15 protein-coding genes are annotated in these 16,636 nt (G+C 61.5%); 8 read left to right on the plus strand and 7 right to left on the minus strand.

Annotated features, from left to right (window positions below; genetic code table 11):
• Window positions 1-358: 358 nt before the first annotated feature.
• Entirely contained in the window at window positions 359-679 is a 321-nt protein-coding gene (locus tag ASG68_RS13625; protein ID WP_062583725.1) for a 4Fe-4S dicluster domain-containing protein, read from the minus strand.
• Window positions 679-2,289 carry an FAD-dependent oxidoreductase gene (locus ASG68_RS13630; RefSeq protein ID WP_062583726.1) on the minus strand — a complete coding sequence of 537 codons (1,611 nt, stop codon included), beginning with the start codon at window positions 2,287-2,289 and terminating at the stop codon, window positions 679-681. Before ASG68_RS13630 ends, ASG68_RS13625 begins: the two co-directional genes overlap by 1 nt.
• Before the next feature lie 86 nt (window positions 2,290-2,375).
• On the opposite strand from ASG68_RS13630, the gene ASG68_RS13635 reads away from it, so the two are divergent.
• Window positions 2,376-3,182 (plus strand): phosphate/phosphite/phosphonate ABC transporter substrate-binding protein, encoded by an 807-nt coding sequence (locus tag ASG68_RS13635; RefSeq protein WP_062583727.1) that lies wholly within the window; start codon window positions 2,376-2,378, stop codon window positions 3,180-3,182.
• Here ASG68_RS13635 and ASG68_RS13640 read toward each other — a convergent pair.
• From ASG68_RS13640 to ASG68_RS13660, 5 genes are read right to left on the minus strand one after another with little or no spacing between them, the layout of a single operon-like run.
• Window positions 3,164-4,126 (minus strand): oligopeptide/dipeptide ABC transporter ATP-binding protein, encoded by a 963-nt coding sequence (locus ASG68_RS13640; RefSeq protein ID WP_062583728.1) that lies wholly within the window; start codon window positions 4,124-4,126, stop codon window positions 3,164-3,166. The two genes, ASG68_RS13635 and ASG68_RS13640, sit on opposite strands and share 19 nt — an antisense overlap.
• Window positions 4,126-5,094 (minus strand): ABC transporter ATP-binding protein, encoded by a 969-nt coding sequence (locus ASG68_RS13645; RefSeq protein ID WP_062609870.1) that lies wholly within the window; start codon window positions 5,092-5,094, stop codon window positions 4,126-4,128. Before ASG68_RS13645 ends, ASG68_RS13640 begins: the two co-directional genes overlap by 1 nt.
• Entirely contained in the window at window positions 5,091-5,924 is an 834-nt protein-coding gene (locus tag ASG68_RS13650) for an ABC transporter permease (protein ID WP_062583730.1), read from the minus strand. Before ASG68_RS13650 ends, ASG68_RS13645 begins: the two co-directional genes overlap by 4 nt.
• Before the next feature lies 1 nt (window position 5,925).
• Window positions 5,926-6,903, minus strand: coding sequence for an ABC transporter permease (locus ASG68_RS13655; RefSeq protein WP_062583731.1), 978 nt, complete (start codon window positions 6,901-6,903; stop codon window positions 5,926-5,928).
• Window positions 6,904-6,939: 36 nt separating this feature from the next.
• Window positions 6,940-8,505 (minus strand): ABC transporter substrate-binding protein, encoded by a 1,566-nt coding sequence (locus ASG68_RS13660; protein WP_062583732.1) that lies wholly within the window; start codon window positions 8,503-8,505, stop codon window positions 6,940-6,942.
• Window positions 8,506-8,743: 238 nt separating this feature from the next.
• On the opposite strand from ASG68_RS13660, the gene ASG68_RS13665 reads away from it, so the two are divergent.
• From ASG68_RS13665 to ASG68_RS13700, 7 genes are all read left to right on the plus strand, one after another.
• The gene (locus tag ASG68_RS13665) at window positions 8,744-9,745 is read left to right on the plus strand and encodes a fatty acid desaturase (RefSeq protein ID WP_082478422.1); all 1,002 of its coding nucleotides are present in this window, start codon (window positions 8,744-8,746) and stop codon (window positions 9,743-9,745) included.
• Window positions 9,746-9,889: 144 nt separating this feature from the next.
• Window positions 9,890-11,386, plus strand: coding sequence for an ABC transporter substrate-binding protein (locus tag ASG68_RS13670; RefSeq protein ID WP_062583733.1), 1,497 nt, complete (start codon window positions 9,890-9,892; stop codon window positions 11,384-11,386).
• Window positions 11,387-11,480: 94 nt separating this feature from the next.
• Window positions 11,481-12,434, plus strand: a complete 954-nt coding sequence (locus tag ASG68_RS13675; RefSeq protein ID WP_062583734.1) for an ABC transporter permease — start codon at window positions 11,481-11,483, stop codon at window positions 12,432-12,434.
• Complete coding sequence (locus ASG68_RS13680; RefSeq protein ID WP_062583735.1) at window positions 12,431-13,294, plus strand: ABC transporter permease; 864 nt, start codon at window positions 12,431-12,433, stop codon at window positions 13,292-13,294. Before ASG68_RS13675 ends, ASG68_RS13680 begins: the two co-directional genes overlap by 4 nt.
• Window positions 13,291-14,100: an ATP-binding cassette domain-containing protein gene (locus ASG68_RS13685; RefSeq protein WP_062583736.1), complete on the plus strand. Its 810-nt coding sequence runs from the start codon at window positions 13,291-13,293 to the stop codon at window positions 14,098-14,100. Before ASG68_RS13680 ends, ASG68_RS13685 begins: the two co-directional genes overlap by 4 nt.
• Window positions 14,097-14,849 (plus strand): ABC transporter ATP-binding protein, encoded by a 753-nt coding sequence (locus ASG68_RS13690; RefSeq protein WP_062583737.1) that lies wholly within the window; start codon window positions 14,097-14,099, stop codon window positions 14,847-14,849. Before ASG68_RS13685 ends, ASG68_RS13690 begins: the two co-directional genes overlap by 4 nt.
• A 606-nt stretch (window positions 14,850-15,455) precedes the next feature.
• Window positions 15,456-16,631 (plus strand): aminotransferase, encoded by a 1,176-nt coding sequence (locus ASG68_RS13700; RefSeq protein WP_062583739.1) that lies wholly within the window; start codon window positions 15,456-15,458, stop codon window positions 16,629-16,631.
• The last annotated feature ends 5 nt before the right edge of the window (window positions 16,632-16,636 follow it).

The following is a 16,636-nucleotide window of genomic DNA, read 5'->3' on the forward strand; positions in this document are numbered from 1 at the left end:
ATTCAACGTGTCGATACTCGTTAGACATAAGCCTGTCCTCAAGCCTGTGCTTGAGCCTTTCTGCTTATGCCGACTGTCCGGTCGAAATGGGGGGCAGTTCACCGAGCAAATCCGACCGGGACCCCTCAGCAAAAAAAAGTCGACCCTGTCCAGTCCAGAACAGGTTCCACAGTGCCAAGAGGCTGCTCTCAGCACTTGCCTAAAGGTCGCGGGGAAGGTCTTTCCGTGCACAAGCGGAAAGTCAGGCGTCGTGCTGCTGCACGCGTGCGCCGATCCTCGTCGAAACAAAGGCCCATGCGCGTCGGTTGCTGAAAGTTTGATTTAGGGTGCCTTCGACAATTGCCATGCGTTTTTAACATTATTGCGGCAACCGGAAATGGTCATCGATATTGCGGCGGTGGCGGGTCTCCTTGTGCCAGCCGATGGCCTTACGATAGCTACCGAAAAGCTGGCTTTCGCGAACGTCCTCGGCGGTCAGTCCATGCACGGCTTCGGCGTCAGGATCGACATAGAGCGCATCGACGGGGCAGTAGACTTCGCACATGAAGCATGTTTGGCAGGAGGATTGCCGCAGGATGACCGGCGGGCCTTCGGGCATCGCTTGGAAGACATTGGTGGGGCACACCTGGACGCAGAGATTGCAGTCGGTGCAGGTGTCGGTGTCGAGAACCTCGATCATTATTCGGCTGCCTCCCTGTAAACGCCCGGATCGATCGTCTCTCGCCTGACTGTGATCGTGTCGAGGCCGCTGACGACGAGGCGGTGATGCTGGGCGGGGTCCTGTTTCGGAAAATCCTCGCGGCGATGCATGCCGCGACTTTCGGTGCGCGACAGGGCGGCGCGGTACATGAAGCGGGCGGTAGCGGTCATTGCCTGGGCCTGCCTCAACTGGAGTGCCTGGCTTTCATCGGTGACAGTCGCCGAGGAAATGCTGTTCCACAGACGGTTAAGCCTTTCGAGTGCGGCCGAGAGAACGGCGTGGGTACGAAAATAGTTGACGTCGAGCGGGAAGACTTCCTCCTGCACGGCCTTGATGATGGCTTGCGGATCGACAGAACTGGTGCTTATCGCGGAAGCGGATTGCCGTTGCGTGACATCGGCCGTTGCCGTCTTTCCAAGGGCAAAGGAGGCGGCCGAAGCACCGGCAAAGGAGCCGGTCGAAATCGCCCAGGCGGCGTTGTGGCTGCCGCCTCCCGTGAAGCCGCCGCAGATCGGCTCGCGGGTGGCGTTATCGCCGGCCGCATAAAGACCGGGAACAGTGGTAGCACAGTCGAGGCCGGTGAGCCTGAGACCTCCGGTGCCGCGCACGGTGCCTTCAAGCCGCAGCTTGACCTCAAAGAAGTCGGTGAAAGGGTTGATGCCGCGCCGGTCGAAGGGCACGAAGAAATTCGGCTGGGCGCGACGCAGGATCGCTTTCACCTCATCCGTTTCAGCGAGATCGAGCCGGGCATAGACCGGCTCGGTGAGGAGCACGCGTGCGATGATCGAGCGGCCACGGGCGGAGCCTGCGCCTTCGATCAGGCTGTGATCCCTGCGGTAGAATTGCGCGAAGCGATAGAGCGCCGTCTTGGTGATTGAGGCGAAGGTCGGCGAGATGGCATAGGCCGAGGAGAATTCCATGCCGGAGAGTTCCGCACCCGCTTCCGCGCCCATCAGGTAGCCGTCGCCGGTCAGCACGTCGCAGCCGAGCGCCTTGCTCATGAACGCGCAGCCGCCTGTTGCCAGCACGACGGCGCCTGAATGCACGGTCCAGTGGCCGCCTTCCTGACGGCGCAGGCCGGTTGCGCCAACGACGGTGCCGCCATCCGTCAGAAGCTGCGTGGCTGGATGATGATCGAGAATGGTGATGCCGGCATTCTTCACCTTGCGGCGCATCAGCCGCATATATTCCGGCCCCTGAACGGAGATCCGCTGCTGCTCGCCCTTTTCATCGACGGGGAAGGGATAGCCCCAGTCCGCCAGCCGGTTGACGCTCTCATAGGTCTTGTCGAGAACGGGCACCATCCATGACCGTTCGGACAGATAGCCGCCCATCGCCTCGCGGCTCGCCATCGCGGCCTCCCGTTCGTCCGCATCCGGCGGCACGTACCAGATCTGAGTCCCGGCAGAAGCGGTCGCGCCGGAACTGCCGCAATAGCCCTTGTCGACGAGCACGACCGTTGCTCCGGCTCCGGCGGCTTCGAGTGCTGCCCAGCAGCCCGCCGGCCCGCCACCGATGACGAGGACATCGCAGTCGATCTCCGTTGCGTCCGAAAAAGATGAGCGGTTTTCCTGAAACGGCTGGTTCATGGCAGGTATCCTTTCAACGAAATCTCGTTGCGATTTAAATCTATGCATTGCATAGGTTTTTCCATTGTTTTGCCGGAGTGCTCCCGATGTCGCTTGCCAGCCTTGCCATGTATGTCAGCCCGCCCCCGGTCGAGCGGGCGACGCAGCTTTTCTGGGAGGCACTGGGGGAGCGTCTTCGTGGTTATGGGCTTGATGCGCCGGCGGCACTGGACGGCAATGTCCGCTACGATGAAGCCTGGCTTCGCCCGGATCTGTTGTTCGGCCAGACCTGCGGCTACCCTTATGTCCGGCATCTGCGCGGCAAGGTGCAGCTGGTGGCATCGCCGGTTTATGGGTTGCCCGGTTGCGACGGGCCGCTCAAATGCAGCTTCATCATCGTCAATTCCAGTTCGCTGGTCGCCTCGGTCGAGGAACTGAGGGGCAGCCGCGCGGCGATCAATGAACCTGGCAGCAATTCCGGCTACAATCTCTTCCGCCATTTCATCGCGCCGCATGCGGTCGAGGGACGCTTCTTCTCCTCGGTCATCGAGACTGGCGGCCATCGGGCAAGCATCGACGCGGTTTCGAGCGGCGAGGCGGATATCGCTGCGATCGATTGCGTTACGTTCGGCAACACGCTGCGCTTCGATCCCGAGCGCGTCGCCGGTGTGCGTATCCTGGCGGAAACCGCCAAGGGGCCGGGCCTGCCCTTCATCACGTCCGCATCGACCCCGGCCAAGGATCTCGTCATCCTGCGCCGCGCGCTGGACGAAACCATTTCCGACCCTGATCTGGCGCAAGTTTGCGACACGCTCTCGCTGCGCGGCATCAGCCTGCTCGGTGATGCCGATTACGAAGTGCTGGCGGAGCTGGATCGGGAAGCGGCTCGCCATGGCTACCCTGCAATCGCCTGAGGCGTGACAACAGGCGCCGTCGCCAGCGGGAAGTGGCAGGCGACGCTGCGCTCGCCGGAGGCCTGCAGGGTCGGGACGTCAACCGCACATTTCGGCTGGGCCAGCGGACAGCGCCTGTGAAAGCGGCAACCGCTCGGTGGATTGCTTGGGCTCGGCAGCTCGCCGGACAACACGATGCGCTCCCGCCTTCGGCTCACATCAAGTGTGAGATTGGCCGAGAGCAGCGCTTGGGTATAGGGATGGGCCGGCGCGCGAAACAGCGCCGCCGTCGGCCCGCTTTCGACGATTTGGCCGAGATACATCACTGCCACCCGGTCCGTGACCCGGCCGACCACATTGAGATTGTGGGAGATCAGCAGATAGCTCAAGCCTAGCCGATCCCGTAGCGCCCGCAAGAGGTTGAGCAGTTCGCCCTGCACCGAGATATCGAGTCCTGCCGTCGGTTCGTCCGCAACGATGATCGAGGGTTCGGCCGCAAGTGCCCGCACCAGCGCAACACGCCGCGCCTGACCGCCGCTCAGTTGGTGCGGATAGCGGGAGAGAAGCTGCTCGCCGAGCCCGATGCTTTCAGCGAGGTCCACGATCCGCGCCCGGCTTTCGGGCGTATAGGTTCCACGGATTTTCAAAGGCTCGGCCAGAAGCGAACGCACCGTCATGCGCGGAGAAAGCGAAGCGGCGGGGTCCTGAAACAGCAGCTGGATTTTTCGCTGCAACGCCTGCCGGCGCTGGTTCGAAACATCCTGTAGCGTCTCGCCTTCGATTGTAAGCGTGCCGCCCGCCAAGGGCTGTAGCCCGACGATGGCGCGGGCGACGGAGGATTTGCCGCAACCGCTTTCGCCGACCAGGCCCAGCGTCTCGCCGCGCCGCAATTCCAGCGAAACGCCATCCACGGCGGTCAACCGGTCGTAACGGATAACGGCATCCTTCAAGGTGAGGGCGGTCATCAGGCAGCCTCCAGCCAGCAGGCATAGGGGCGGCCATCGCCGGCGTGTCGCTGCGGCGGTTTCTCGCTGCAGCGGTCATGGCGGGCGGGACAGCGACCGGCGAAGATGCACCCTTTCGGGCGGCGGGACGGATCGGGCACGTTGCCGGGAATGGTCGCAAGATCCTGGGAGGGATCGAAGGCCGCGAAGGGATCAATCTCGCAGGCCAGCAGCGCGCGGGTATAGGGATGGCGCGGACGGTGCAGCACATCGGCCACCTTGCCGCTTTCCACCACCGTCCCCGCATACATTACGACCACGCTGTCGCAGAGCTCGGCGATCAGCCCCATGCTGTGACTGACCACCAGCATCGAGGCAGAAGTGCGCTGCCGCAGGCGGTGCAGCACGTCGACCACTTGCGCCTCAATGGTGGCATCGAGCGCCGTCGTCGGCTCGTCGGCGATCAGCAGCTTTGGCTCTACCAGCAGCGCCATGGCGATCACCACACGCTGGCGCATGCCGCCGGAGAACTCATGCGGGTACCGGTGCATCCGGGCTGCCGCATCCTGAACGCCGACATCGGCGAGCACGGCTTCCGCCCTTGCCCAGAGAGCCTTTCGGCTCGCCTTCTGAAAGCGGCGGCGCTGGATATCGACAAGCTGCGTGCCGATGGTGAACATCGGGTTCAGCGCCGTCATCGGGTCCTGGAATATCATGGCGATATCGGCGCCGCGCAGGCTCGCAGTCTCGCGCGCGGCAAAATCCTGCGTCCGTCCGTCGAAAGCGGCGTAAGCAGCGGAAACTTCGGCATTGTCGGCCAACAGGCCGAGCAGGGCGAAGGCGACGGTGGACTTGCCGCTGCCGCTTTCACCGGCAAGGCCGACGGACTGGCCATGGCCGATCTCGATATCGACGCCATCGAGAATATGGGCGGAGCGCCCGCTGCCGCGATAGGAGACGTTGAGGTTTTCAATGGTGAGGAGGGTCACAGGGTCTTCCTCAGTTTCGGGTCGAGCGTGTCGCGCAGCGCTTCGCCAAGCAGGGCGAAGCCGAGCGTGGCTAGGATCAGCGACAGGCCGGAAAAGGTGGCGAGCCAGGGAGACTGGTCGAGATAGGTGTAGCCATCGTTCAAGAGGTTTCCCCAGCTGGCGAGCGGCGGGCGCACGCCGAGCCCGAGGAAACTCAGGCCCGCCTCGATAGTGATGACGACGGGGATATCCATGCAGGCGAGCACGAAGATCGGGCCGATGATGTTGGGCATCACATGATGCAGGATCACCCGCCATGTCTGAGCGCCCAGCACCTTTTCCGCCTCGATGAACGGGCTGTTGCGGATGGCAATGGTCTGGGCGCGGGCAACGCGACCGAAATGGGGAATGAAGACGATACTGACAAGCAGCACGACATTGCCGAGACCGGGACCTAAGACAGCGACCAGCGCCAGCGCCAGAATGATGCTTGGAAACGAGGTCACAATATCGAAGATGCCGACGATGACGAGATCGACCGCGCGGGGCGAAAGCGCCGATATGATGCCAAGAACAACCCCGGCCGTCAGCGAAATGGCAATCACTGACAGGGAAATGCCGAGTGCCACTCTCGCGCCAAAGATCAGGCGGCTCAGGATATCGCGGCCGAGATGGTCGGTGCCGAGCCAGTGCTGCAGCGAGGGGTCCATGAGGCGGCTGGCGGGGGCGATCGCGTTTGGCCCGTAGGGCGCGATGACAGGCGCCGCGATCGCGACAAGACATAGGAGTGTTACCGCGAAAAGCGCAAACGTGCCGCCGGGGCGGCGGGAGAGATCGACAAGTGCCGTCATGTCACTGCCCCCGACCGGAAACGAGGCGGGCGCGCTCGCGCGGATCGATCAGGCTCTGGGAGAGATCGGCGATGAGGTTGGTCAGAACATAAAGCAGCACGATGATGAACACGCCGCCCTGAACCACGGGATAATTGCGGGTGCGGATCGCGTCATAGATCAGCGAGCCGAGGCCGGGGCGATTGAAGATCACTTCGGCGAAAACCGCGCCGCCGAGAAGCTCGCCAAACCCCATGCCTAGCACGGCAACGGTCGGGAGCACGGCCGGTTTCAGGGCATATTTCATCAGGATTTTCGCTTCGCTGACGCCGTAGGCGCGCAGCGTGCGGATATGGCTTTCGCTGAGCACTTCCAGCAGCGAGGAGCGCAACAGGCGTGCGATGTAGCCAACCCAGCCGGCGGCTAGGGCCGCAGTCGGCAGCACAAGATGCCAGAGTTGATCGGCGAGATCGCCGCTTTCGCCGGCGCCGAGAACCGGAAACCAGCGCAGCGTCACGGAAAACACCATCAGCAGGAAAACCGAAACGACAAAACTCGGCGTCGATATAAAGCCAACGCTCAGGAACGCGATGAGCCGGTCTACCTTGCCACCCGGCCAGCGCGCTGAAAGCAGCGCCAGCGGCACGCCAAGCACGACGGCTGTGACCATCGCCGAGATTGCGAGCGCCGCCGTGTTCGGCAGCGCGGCGAGAACGAGGTTGAGAACCGGTCGGCCGTTGAACACATCTTCGCCGAGATCACCGGAAAACAGCCGACCGAAGAAGGCAAAGGCCTGTTCGACCAGCGACCTGTCGAGGCCGATGCGGGCGTTGAGCGCGGCCACGGCTTCCGGCGTTGCGCGCGAGCCGAGGATGACAGTCGCGGGATCGCCGGGGATCAGCCGCGTCAGTGCCAGAAGAAGCACAACCGAGCCGGCAACGGCGAGAAGCGCCGTCGCCAGCTTGAAGGCGAGATGAATTTGGAGGGATGCGCTCCTCATCGCAGCGCATCCCGATTTTCAAAAGCTGTCACCGGATCAGGCCGTCGCTTCCGTAAACGCCGTGTAGAGCCAGTTGTTGCCGTTTGGCAGCACGCCGGGTTTCAGCCACTTGCGCGAGGCGAAGGCGTTGAGGTTGTGGGTGATCCAGATGAAGGCCGCGGATTCGTCGAGCAGCTTTTGCGCCTCGATATAGATCTTCTCGCGTTCGGCCGGATCGACGGTGACGCCACCCTTTTCATGAAGCGCGTCGAACTCGGCGTTTTTCCAGCGCTGCCAGTTCCACTGGCCGACCTGAGCGGACGTGAACCACTGCGTCTGGAAGCCCGGATCGAACTTGCCGTTGTACTTGATCAGCGACAATTCGAGATCCTTGCTGGCGTCGTTTTCGCCCAGCGCCCAATAGGCGGCCGATTCCAGCGCCTCGATCTCGACCTCGATGCCGACTTCGGCGAGGTTTGCCTGGATGATCTGGGCGATCGCCTCATAGCGGGCATTCGCCTCGATCGTCAGCTTGGTCTTGAAGCCGTCGGCATGGCCGGCTTCAGCCAGCAGGGCCTGCGCTTTTTCCAAGTCGCGAGCGTGAACCGGCGCGTCCTTCCAGTAACCAAGCAGGCTCGGGGCGAGCAGTGCATTGGCGCGCGGATAAAGACCGGAATAGGCGCCTTGCAGGATCGCGTCGATATCGACGGCATAACGCAGCGCCTGGCGCACGCGGATATCGTCGAACGGCGCCTTCTCGATGTTGGGGCCGAACCAGACGTAGTCGATGGCGGGGATTTCGGTGACGCTCGCATCCGGCAGTGCCGCAAGCGCCTTGCCGTTTTCCGGGTCGATGGCGGTGAAATCGATCTCGCCGGACTGGAAGGCGATTTCCGAGGTCTTCTGCTCACCGATCGGCTTGCCGACGATCTGCTGGAAGTGCGGCTTGATCGGCCCCTTGTAGTCCGGATTGATCTCCAGCACGAAGCTCTCACGCGGGGTCCATTCCTTGAGGATGTACGGTCCGCTGCCAACAAGCTTGGTAGCAATCGCCTTCTCGCCAAGTGCTTCGAAAGCCTTCTTTGAGAGAATGCGGCCGGAGCCGTCGGCAAGTGCGATGGTGTAAAGCGCGGGGGCCGGGTTCTTCAGGATGATGCGGCCTTCAAGCGGACCCGTGACCTCCACGCGATCGAGCGCCGACCAGTCCTTGGCATAGGTCACCGGCTTGCCTTCGCTATCCGGCTTGATGAAACGCTCGAAGGAGAATTTCACGTCTTCCGCCGTCAGGTCGCCATAGCCACCGGTGAAGGCGAGGCCGCTGCGCAGCTTGAAGCGGATTTCGGTGTCGCTCACCTGCTCCAGTTCTTCAGCCGCGTCGAGTTCCCACTCGGTCGAACCCGGCTTGAACGAGATCAGGCCCTGCTGCACCGACCAGATGACGTTAAGGTCGATGGGTCCGGAGCGGTTTGCCGGGTCGAGGTTGGACAGATCCTTCTCGACCCGGACGGTGATCTTGGTGTGGTCTTCAGCGGCAAAGGCGGGGTGAATGCCGCCGAGCGCGACAACGGTGGCGATGGAAGCGCTACCGAGCAGTACCTGCCGGCGCGTGGGGTTAAATGTCATGGGTTGTCCCTCCGGGTTCATGAACCCCGGCCGAGGGCAGGGGCTTCAATTCGATGGGACGATTAAAGCCAATAATCTATTAATTACATAGAATAAATATTTTCCGGTTGCGGGTTTCGGCGCAATCAGTTTTCCTTTTTTCACCGGCTCCCCGCAAAGCCATGCGGCGCGGGTGATTGCCGCTTCCATCTAATATTGGCGATTGAAATCAATCACTTTTTTCCACCGGAACAGCTTCATGTCACATCTGCCATCGCAGACAGATCTCTCCACCGTCGCCCGCATCGAATGGCAGACGGTGGCACTCGCGCTCGTCATCTATGGTGGCTTCTTCGCCGCCACCTGGTTCTGGCAGTCGCTGCCGCTTGTCGTCGTGATTGCTCTCGGCGGATGGCTGATCGCCTGGCATGGATCGTTGCAACATGAGGTGATCCACGGTCACCCGACCCGCCGCCGCGTCATCAATGACGCCATCGGCTGGCCACCTTTGTCTCTCTGGCTGCCCTATACCATCTATCGCGAGGGCCATCTCACCCATCACCGCGACGAGCACCTGACGGACCCGATCGAAGATCCGGAATCGTCCTACTTCACCCAAACCGCTTGGGAGCGGATGGGCAGCTTCGGCCGCCTGCTCGCCGCCTGGAACACGACGCTCTTCGGCCGTCTGACGCTCGGACCATTAGTGATGATCGTCAATTTCCTTGCTGAAGAGGCAAACTTGATCCTCAAAGGTGACCGGCAGCGCGCAGCATTGTGGACGCGGCACACGCTTGGTGTCGCCGCCGTCCTCTTCTGGGTGCTGTGGGTGTGCGTCATGCCGCTCTGGCTTTATCTCTTCGGTTTCGTCTATGTCGGCGCGGCGCTCAGCCGCCTACGCTCCTATGCCGAGCACCGCTATGCCGATCATCACGACGAGCGCACGGCCATCGTTGAAAACAGCCCGCTCTTCGGCTTGTTGTTTCTCTACAACAACCTGCATGTACTGCATCACCAGCGGCCGGCACTTCCTTGGTATCGCATCCCCGGCCTCTATCGCCGACACAGGAATACGCTGGTCGCGATCAATGGCGGGCTTGTCTATGACGGCTATTGGGAGATTGCCCGCCGCTTCCTGCTGAAGCCTCACGATGATCCACGTCATCCGCGATATCTGAAGGTGAAAGGTGAACCTGCGAATGAGATCGGAGGCGCTTGGCTTGTGGCAGGCGGCGAAGCTGGCGTCAAAAGCAGTCCGTGAAAACCATCCAAGGATACGATCTTTCTTGAAATGAAATTCCCTTTCGTTTCCGCAAATTGCTGTGAATCGCGATATCACGGAAGGGCAGGGGTAAATAATATCACGTCATGACGCCGATGATCGGCATCGATACAGGAGAGTGAAATGAGCCGTTCCAAAACCCGCAACCTCGTGCTGACGACGGCGCTTGCGGCTGCCCTTGCGTGGGTGAGCCCCGTTCTGGCTGCGGAAAGCGACCCGGATGCGACCGTGAACATCGGGTCGCTCTATGAGCCCCAGAACCTCGATAACACCGCAGGTGCTGGTCAGGGCATCAATGAAGCCTTCAACGGCAACGTTTATGAAGCGCTGTTCCGGCTGACGGATGCGGGCACGGTCGAGCCATCGCTCGCCAAGGATACGAAGGTCAGCGAAGACGGCCTGACCTACACTTTCACGCTGCAGTCGGGCGTGACTTTCCATTCCGGCGCGCCGCTCACCTCGAAAGATGTCAAGTTCTCGATCGAGCGCGTTACGGCCGAAGCGTCGAAGAGCTCACGCAAGAACAGCCTGAAAACCATCACCGGCGTCGAGACGCCGGATGACGCGACGGTCGTGGTGAAGCTCGCCTCGCGTTCGATCTCGCTGCCCTACAATCTCAGCTACGTTTGGATCGCCAACGACGAGGCAACGGACTTCCAGTCGAAGGAAGACGGCACCGGCCCGTACGCGTTGCAGGAATGGCGTCGCGGCTCCTCGCTCGCTATCGCCCGTTTCGATAAATACTGGGGTGAAAAACCGAAGAACGCGGAAGTGGTCTTCCAGTATTTCACCGAGGCGACCGCGCTGAACAATGCACTCCTGACCGGCGCGGTCGATATCATCACCTCTGTCCAGAGCCCGGATTCGCTAGCCCAGTTCAAGGACAATCCGGAATTTACCGTCAGCGAAGGCAAGTCCACGACGAAGCTGCTGCTCGCCTACAATGACCGCGTTGCCCCTTTCGACAACGTGAAAGTCCGCAAGGCGCTTGCCCGTGGCATTGATGATGCGAAACTGCTGAAGGCCGTCTGGGGTGATTATGGCACGCTGATCGGCTCCTTCGTGCCGCCGACGGACGCCTGGTACGCCGATCTGACCAAGGTCGATGCCTATGACCCGGAAAGCGCCAAGGCCCTGCTCAAGGAAGCCGGCTATCCCGATGGCTTCACCTTCACCATCGACACGCCGAACTACGACCCGCATCCGATCGCCGCACAGTTCATCCAGAGCGAACTGGCAAAGATCGGTGTAAAGGTCGAGATCAACGTCATCACGGCCAACGAATGGTACACGAAGGTCTACAAGGCCCATGACTTCCAGGCGACCCTGCAGGAGCACGTCAATCACCGCGATATCGTCTTCTACGGCAACCCGGATTTCTACTGGGGCTACAATAACCCGAAGGTTGTCGACCTGATCAAGCAGGCCGAAGCAAGCGCCACAGAAGCAGAACAGACGGAAAAGCTGAAGGAAGCCAACACGATCATCGCCGAGGATGCAGCCAGCAACTGGTTCTACCTCTATCCGCAGATCGTCGTTTCCAAGGCAACGGTGAGTGGCTATCCGCTGAACGGCCTCAACTCGCAGTTCTTCGCCTACGGCATCACCAAGGCTGAATAACTGCGGCGAAACCGGATGCTCGACACAGGACGCCGCCCGGCCTATATGCTCGGACGGCGTCCGCGCATGAGAGGTCAAGACCATACTTTCCTACATTCTCCGCCGATCCGTCATTCTGGCGTTGTCGGTCGTCATCACAGCCGTCATCCTGTTCGTCTTGCTGCGTCTTCTGCCGGGTGACCCTGCCAATGCGCTGGTGTCCGTCGGGGCGGACGCGGCGCAGATCGAGGCCGCGCGCAAGCAGGTGGGCTCCGACCTGCCGCTCTACGAACAATTCCTGCGTTTTGCCGGAAGCCTCGCGCGCTTCGATCTCGGCCAGTCCTTCGTGAGCGGTGCGCCAGTGCTGGATGAAATCGGCAAGCGGCTGATCGTCACCGTACCGCTGACGCTGATGGCCTTTGTCGTTGCGATCGCGATCGCTGTTCCGCTCGGCATCCTCTCCGTCATCCGCCAGAACAGGTGGTATGGCGCGCTAATTTCGGTCATTTCCCAGCTCGGTATTGCCATTCCCGTGTTCTGGATCGGCATTCTTCTGGTGACGGTCTTTGCCGTCAATCTCAGGCTATTTCCCTCAGGCGGCTTTCCGTCACGCGGCTGGCTCGTGCCCGGCAAAGCGCTTCAGTCGCTCGTTCTCCCGGTTGCCACCATCGCTATGGTGATGTCGGCATCCCTCATCCGCTATGTGCGCTCCGCGACCCAGGATGTGCTCGGCAGCGATTACCTGCGCACAGCCCGCGCGCTCGGCGCCACATTCACGGAAGCGCTGATCCGCCATGGCATTCGCAATGGCGCCGTGCCGGTTATTTCGGTTCTCGGCATCGAACTGGCCTCGACCCTGCTCGGCGCCGTCGTTGTGGAGCGGGTCTTTGCGCTGCCGGGGCTTGGCTCCATGCTGTTGCTCGGTATCGAGCAGCGCGACTATCCCAATGTGCAGGGCGTGTTGTTTGTTTCGACATTGCTGGTGCTGCTTGTCGGCTTCGCAGCTGACCTGATCCAGCGTCTGATCGATCCGCGTCTGCGCGGCCGGATTTCGGGAGGTGGAGCATGAGCGCTTCCGATCCCGTCATCTCAGCAGAAAATGCGCCTCGCCAAGCAAGTATTCCATGGCTGCTTGTGGCGGGCGGTATTCTCGCTGGCATGCACTTGCTAGTAGCCCTGCTTTCCCTCGTCTGGACGCCTTACGGTGTAGGCGACATGGTGGGCGGACGGCTCGAAGGACCGTCGCTCGCCCATTGGGCCGGCACGGACAGGCTTGGTCGTGATCTCATGAGCCAGATCATGGTCGGCTCGCGCATTGCGCTTGTCGTCGGTTGCGGAGCGGTCGCACTCGGGGCATTGATCGGTGTTACCGTCGGCGTTCTTGCCGCCTTTGCCACCTGCACGCTGGATGATGTGCTGGCGGCAGCCCTCGATATCCTCATCGCCTTCCCGACGCTGCTCTTGGCCATGCTGATCGTCGCTTCGGGAGATGGCGCCAGCCTTTGGACAGCGATCCTCGCTATCGGCATCGCCGGTTCGGCCATCGTGGCGCGTCTGTCGCGTATCCTTGCAAAACGTATTCTCGCCATGGATTACATCACGGCCGCGCGCATCTCAGGCACGTCCTGGCCGGGCATCGTGCGCATCCATGTGCTGCCGAACATCTGGCCGACGCTGATCGTCAACTTCGCGCTGCAATTCGGGCTTGCTGTCATCGCAGAGGCATCGCTCTCCTATCTCGGGCTTGGTGCACCACCGCCGAATGCCTCCTGGGGCCGACTGCTGCAGGAGGCACAGGCTTCCGTTTACACCGCTCCCTTTGGTGCCATCGCACCCGGCCTTGCGCTGGTGTCGCTGGTCATCGGCCTCAACCTCTTTGCTGATGGCCTGCGCGAGGTCGCCGATCCGACCCGCAGGAGGAGCCGATGAGCCCGCTGCTATCCGTCGAAAATCTGCACATCCGCACGCCCAATCGTTCGCTGGTTTCCGGCATCTCTTTCTCGATCGCCGCCGGTGAGCGGGTCGGGCTGATCGGCGAATCCGGTTCCGGCAAATCGCTGACCGCTCTTGCCGTGCTCGGCTTGCTACCGGAAGCGATGCGGGTCGGCGGTTCGATTGCGCTGGACGGTCATCAGGTGGTGGGCGCGCGCGACCGCGATCTCGTGCCTTTGCGGGGGACCACCATTGCCGCCGTCTTTCAGGAACCGATGACGGCGCTCGATCCGCTGATGCGGATTGGCCAGCAGGTGGCGGAGGTGGTGAAACGCAGGGCGCTGCGGGATGCAAAGCCTCTCGGCAAGACCGAGATATCGGAACGGGTGATGGCTCTGTTGGAACGTGTCGCGCTGCCGGAAGCGCACCGGATCGCCCGCGCGTTCCCACACGAGATTTCCGGTGGTCAGCGCCAGCGGGCAGCCATCGCCATGGCGCTCGCCTGCCGTCCAAAGCTGCTGATTGCCGACGAGCCGACAACGGCGCTCGACGTCACGACCCAGATGGAAATCCTGCAATTGCTCGAAGGGTTGGTCCGCGACGAGGCGATGGGCCTGCTGTTCATCAGTCACGACCTGCCGGTGGTCGCAAGCGTCACCACCCGCGCGTTGGTCATGCGCCATGGAACCCTAATCGAGGAGGGACCGGTTTCGACCCTTTTCAGCCAGCCGTCCCATCCCTATACCGCCGATCTGGTCGCCGCTGCCCGCGCTTTCGACAGAGCCCTGGAGATGACGCCATGACCCTTCTCGATGTCTCCGGCGTTTCGTTTGCCTATGGCGGCAGCAAGACGGTGCTGCAGGGCATGGACCTCTCCTTCCATGCCGGCAGCAACCTCGGCATTGTCGGTGAATCCGGCTCCGGCAAGACGACGCTTCTGAAGCTGCTGCTCGGATTGGAGCGCGCTTCCGCCGGCACGGTCTTCTTTAGAGGTCAAACCCTCGACACCCGTGATCGCGGTTTCATGCGCGGCTTTCGCCGCAGCGTGCAGGCGGTTTTTCAGGATCCCTATTCGTCGCTCGATCCGCGCCAGCGGGTGTTTGATATCATTGCCGAACCGTTACGCTCGCTGAAGATCGAAACCGACATCGCGGAAGCGGTTGCCGGAGCCTTGCGCGACGTCGATCTGCCCGCCGACGCTGCCCGCCGCTATCCGCACGAGTTTTCCGGCGGCCAGCGCCAGCGTATCGCTATTGCCCGTGCGATCGTTGCCCGACCCGAAATCATCATCGCCGACGAAGTGGTGAGTGCGCTCGATCTCTCCACCCGTACCCGTATTATCGACCTCATGCGCACATTGTCGTCGCGGATGACGTTTATCGTCGTCTCACACGATATCGCTCTCGTGGCCTTGCTTTGCGAGCAAATGGTGGTGCTGGAGAAAGGCCGTATTGTCGAACAGGGCGTGACGCGCGACCTGCTCTCCCGCCCTGCTCATCCTTATACGCAAAGACTGCTTGCGAGCATGCCGAGGATGCCTGTGCCAGGCTGAGGGTGTATGCGCCTTGCGACGTTGGCGGACGACCTCATTTGCTGATCTGACGCAGTGCATCACATCTGAAATCGCCGCTGAGATTGGCTTTGCACGTAAAGACTTCCCGACCTCAAGATTGCGAAAGAAGGCATCGACATCTCGCCGGTCCCGATGCTGGAGGAGCGTGGCCTTTTGCAAGATTGCATAGGGCAAGGAAGTCTGCTTAAGCCGTTTTTTTTGAGGAAAATAACCGCCCGCCGTCCCGACATCCACGCAATCTTGCATCGCGAGCGATCGATCGGAATCCGGCATGACATCAAGGCCGGTATAATTTTTCACGGCGCGGGATAGCTGACACACATATTGGTGCGAGGTCGAATGCGGCAATCTTGGCACTTGGCAGGACTGACGACGGACCAACGCGACCATTAGAGGTTAAAATGGTTCCTGATTTTAATCCGGAAGTATAGCTCGTGCCAACGAACTTATCCTATTGCGGCACCAAGTGAAGAAGTCGAGCTTTTCCCACACGAGGGTGCAGTGCGAAATAAATTTCTTTGCCTATAGAAATTATAGATAATACGTTCAAGGCCATTGAAAATCGTTCAATGGTTTTGCGACGTTATGGTCAATTCCGTCTTCGGTGCCGCAGGCACCTCCATTTTCGAAGAGATGTCACGGCTTTCCGCCGAGGCGGGATCGATCAATCTCGGTCAGGGTTTTCCCGAGGCCCTCGAGCCGGAAGAACTGATCGAGGCCGCCGTTGCAGCGCTTCGCGAAGGGCCACATCAATATCCGCCGATGATGGGTATTCCGGCGCTGCGAAAAGCTGTCGCGGATAATACCTTGCGCTTCTTCGGTGAGAGGGTCGACTGGGAGCAGGAGGTGCTGGTCACCTCCGGCGCGACCGAAGCTTTGACCGATGCCTTCTTCGGCCTGCTCGACACCGGTGACGAGGCGATTGTGCTGGAGCCGGTCTATGACGCCTACAATCTCCTGATCCGCCGGGCCGCCGCGGTACCGGTTCCCGTGCGACTGGAGCCACCCCATTGGCGTCTGACGGCTGACAAGCTGGAGGCGGCGATCACGCCCCGCACGAAAATCATCGTGCTCAATACGCCGATGAACCCCATTGGCAAGGTCTTCGACGACGAAGAGCTTGCAGGCTTGCGCGACGTGGTGCTGAAGCATGGCCTGACCATCGTTTCGGACGAGGTTTACGAGCATCTGGTCTTCGACGGTGCACACCATCGTTCGCCGTTTTTCCTGCCGGAGTTGCGCGGCCGCACCGTGCGCATCGGTTCGGCCGGCAAGACATTTTCCGTTACCGGCTGGAAGGTCGGTTACGTGACGGCGGAGCCCCATCTCCTGCGGCCGATCGCCCGCGCCCATCAGTTCATCACCTTTACGACGCCGCCTGCCTTGCAGGCTGCCGTCTCCGTCGGTCTCGCCTTGCCGGACAGCTATTTTGACGGATTGAAGAAAGGACTCGCGGAGCGCCGCGACCTCCTGGTGTCCGGCCTGCGTGCGGTTGGCTTCGCGGTCGATCCCGCCGAGGCCACCTATTTCGCCGTCGCCGATCGCAGCGATTTTGCGCCGGAGGAAGACGATCTTGTCTTCTCGCGGCGCCTGACGCTGGAGGCCGGCGTGACACCCGTGCCGATCTCCTCCTTTTACGGCAAACGCGACGTCACCAGCCACATCCGCTTCTGCTTCGCCAAGCGCACCGAGACGCTGACCGAAGCCGTGCGACGGCTCGTGGCCTGGCGCGATGGGCGCGGCTGGAAGGCGGCGTCCTGAGCCTG

Origin of the sequence: Rhizobium sp. Leaf453 (assembly GCF_001425605.1) — a bacterium.
In the GTDB taxonomy this organism is placed as follows: Bacteria; Pseudomonadota; Alphaproteobacteria; order Rhizobiales; family Rhizobiaceae; genus Pararhizobium.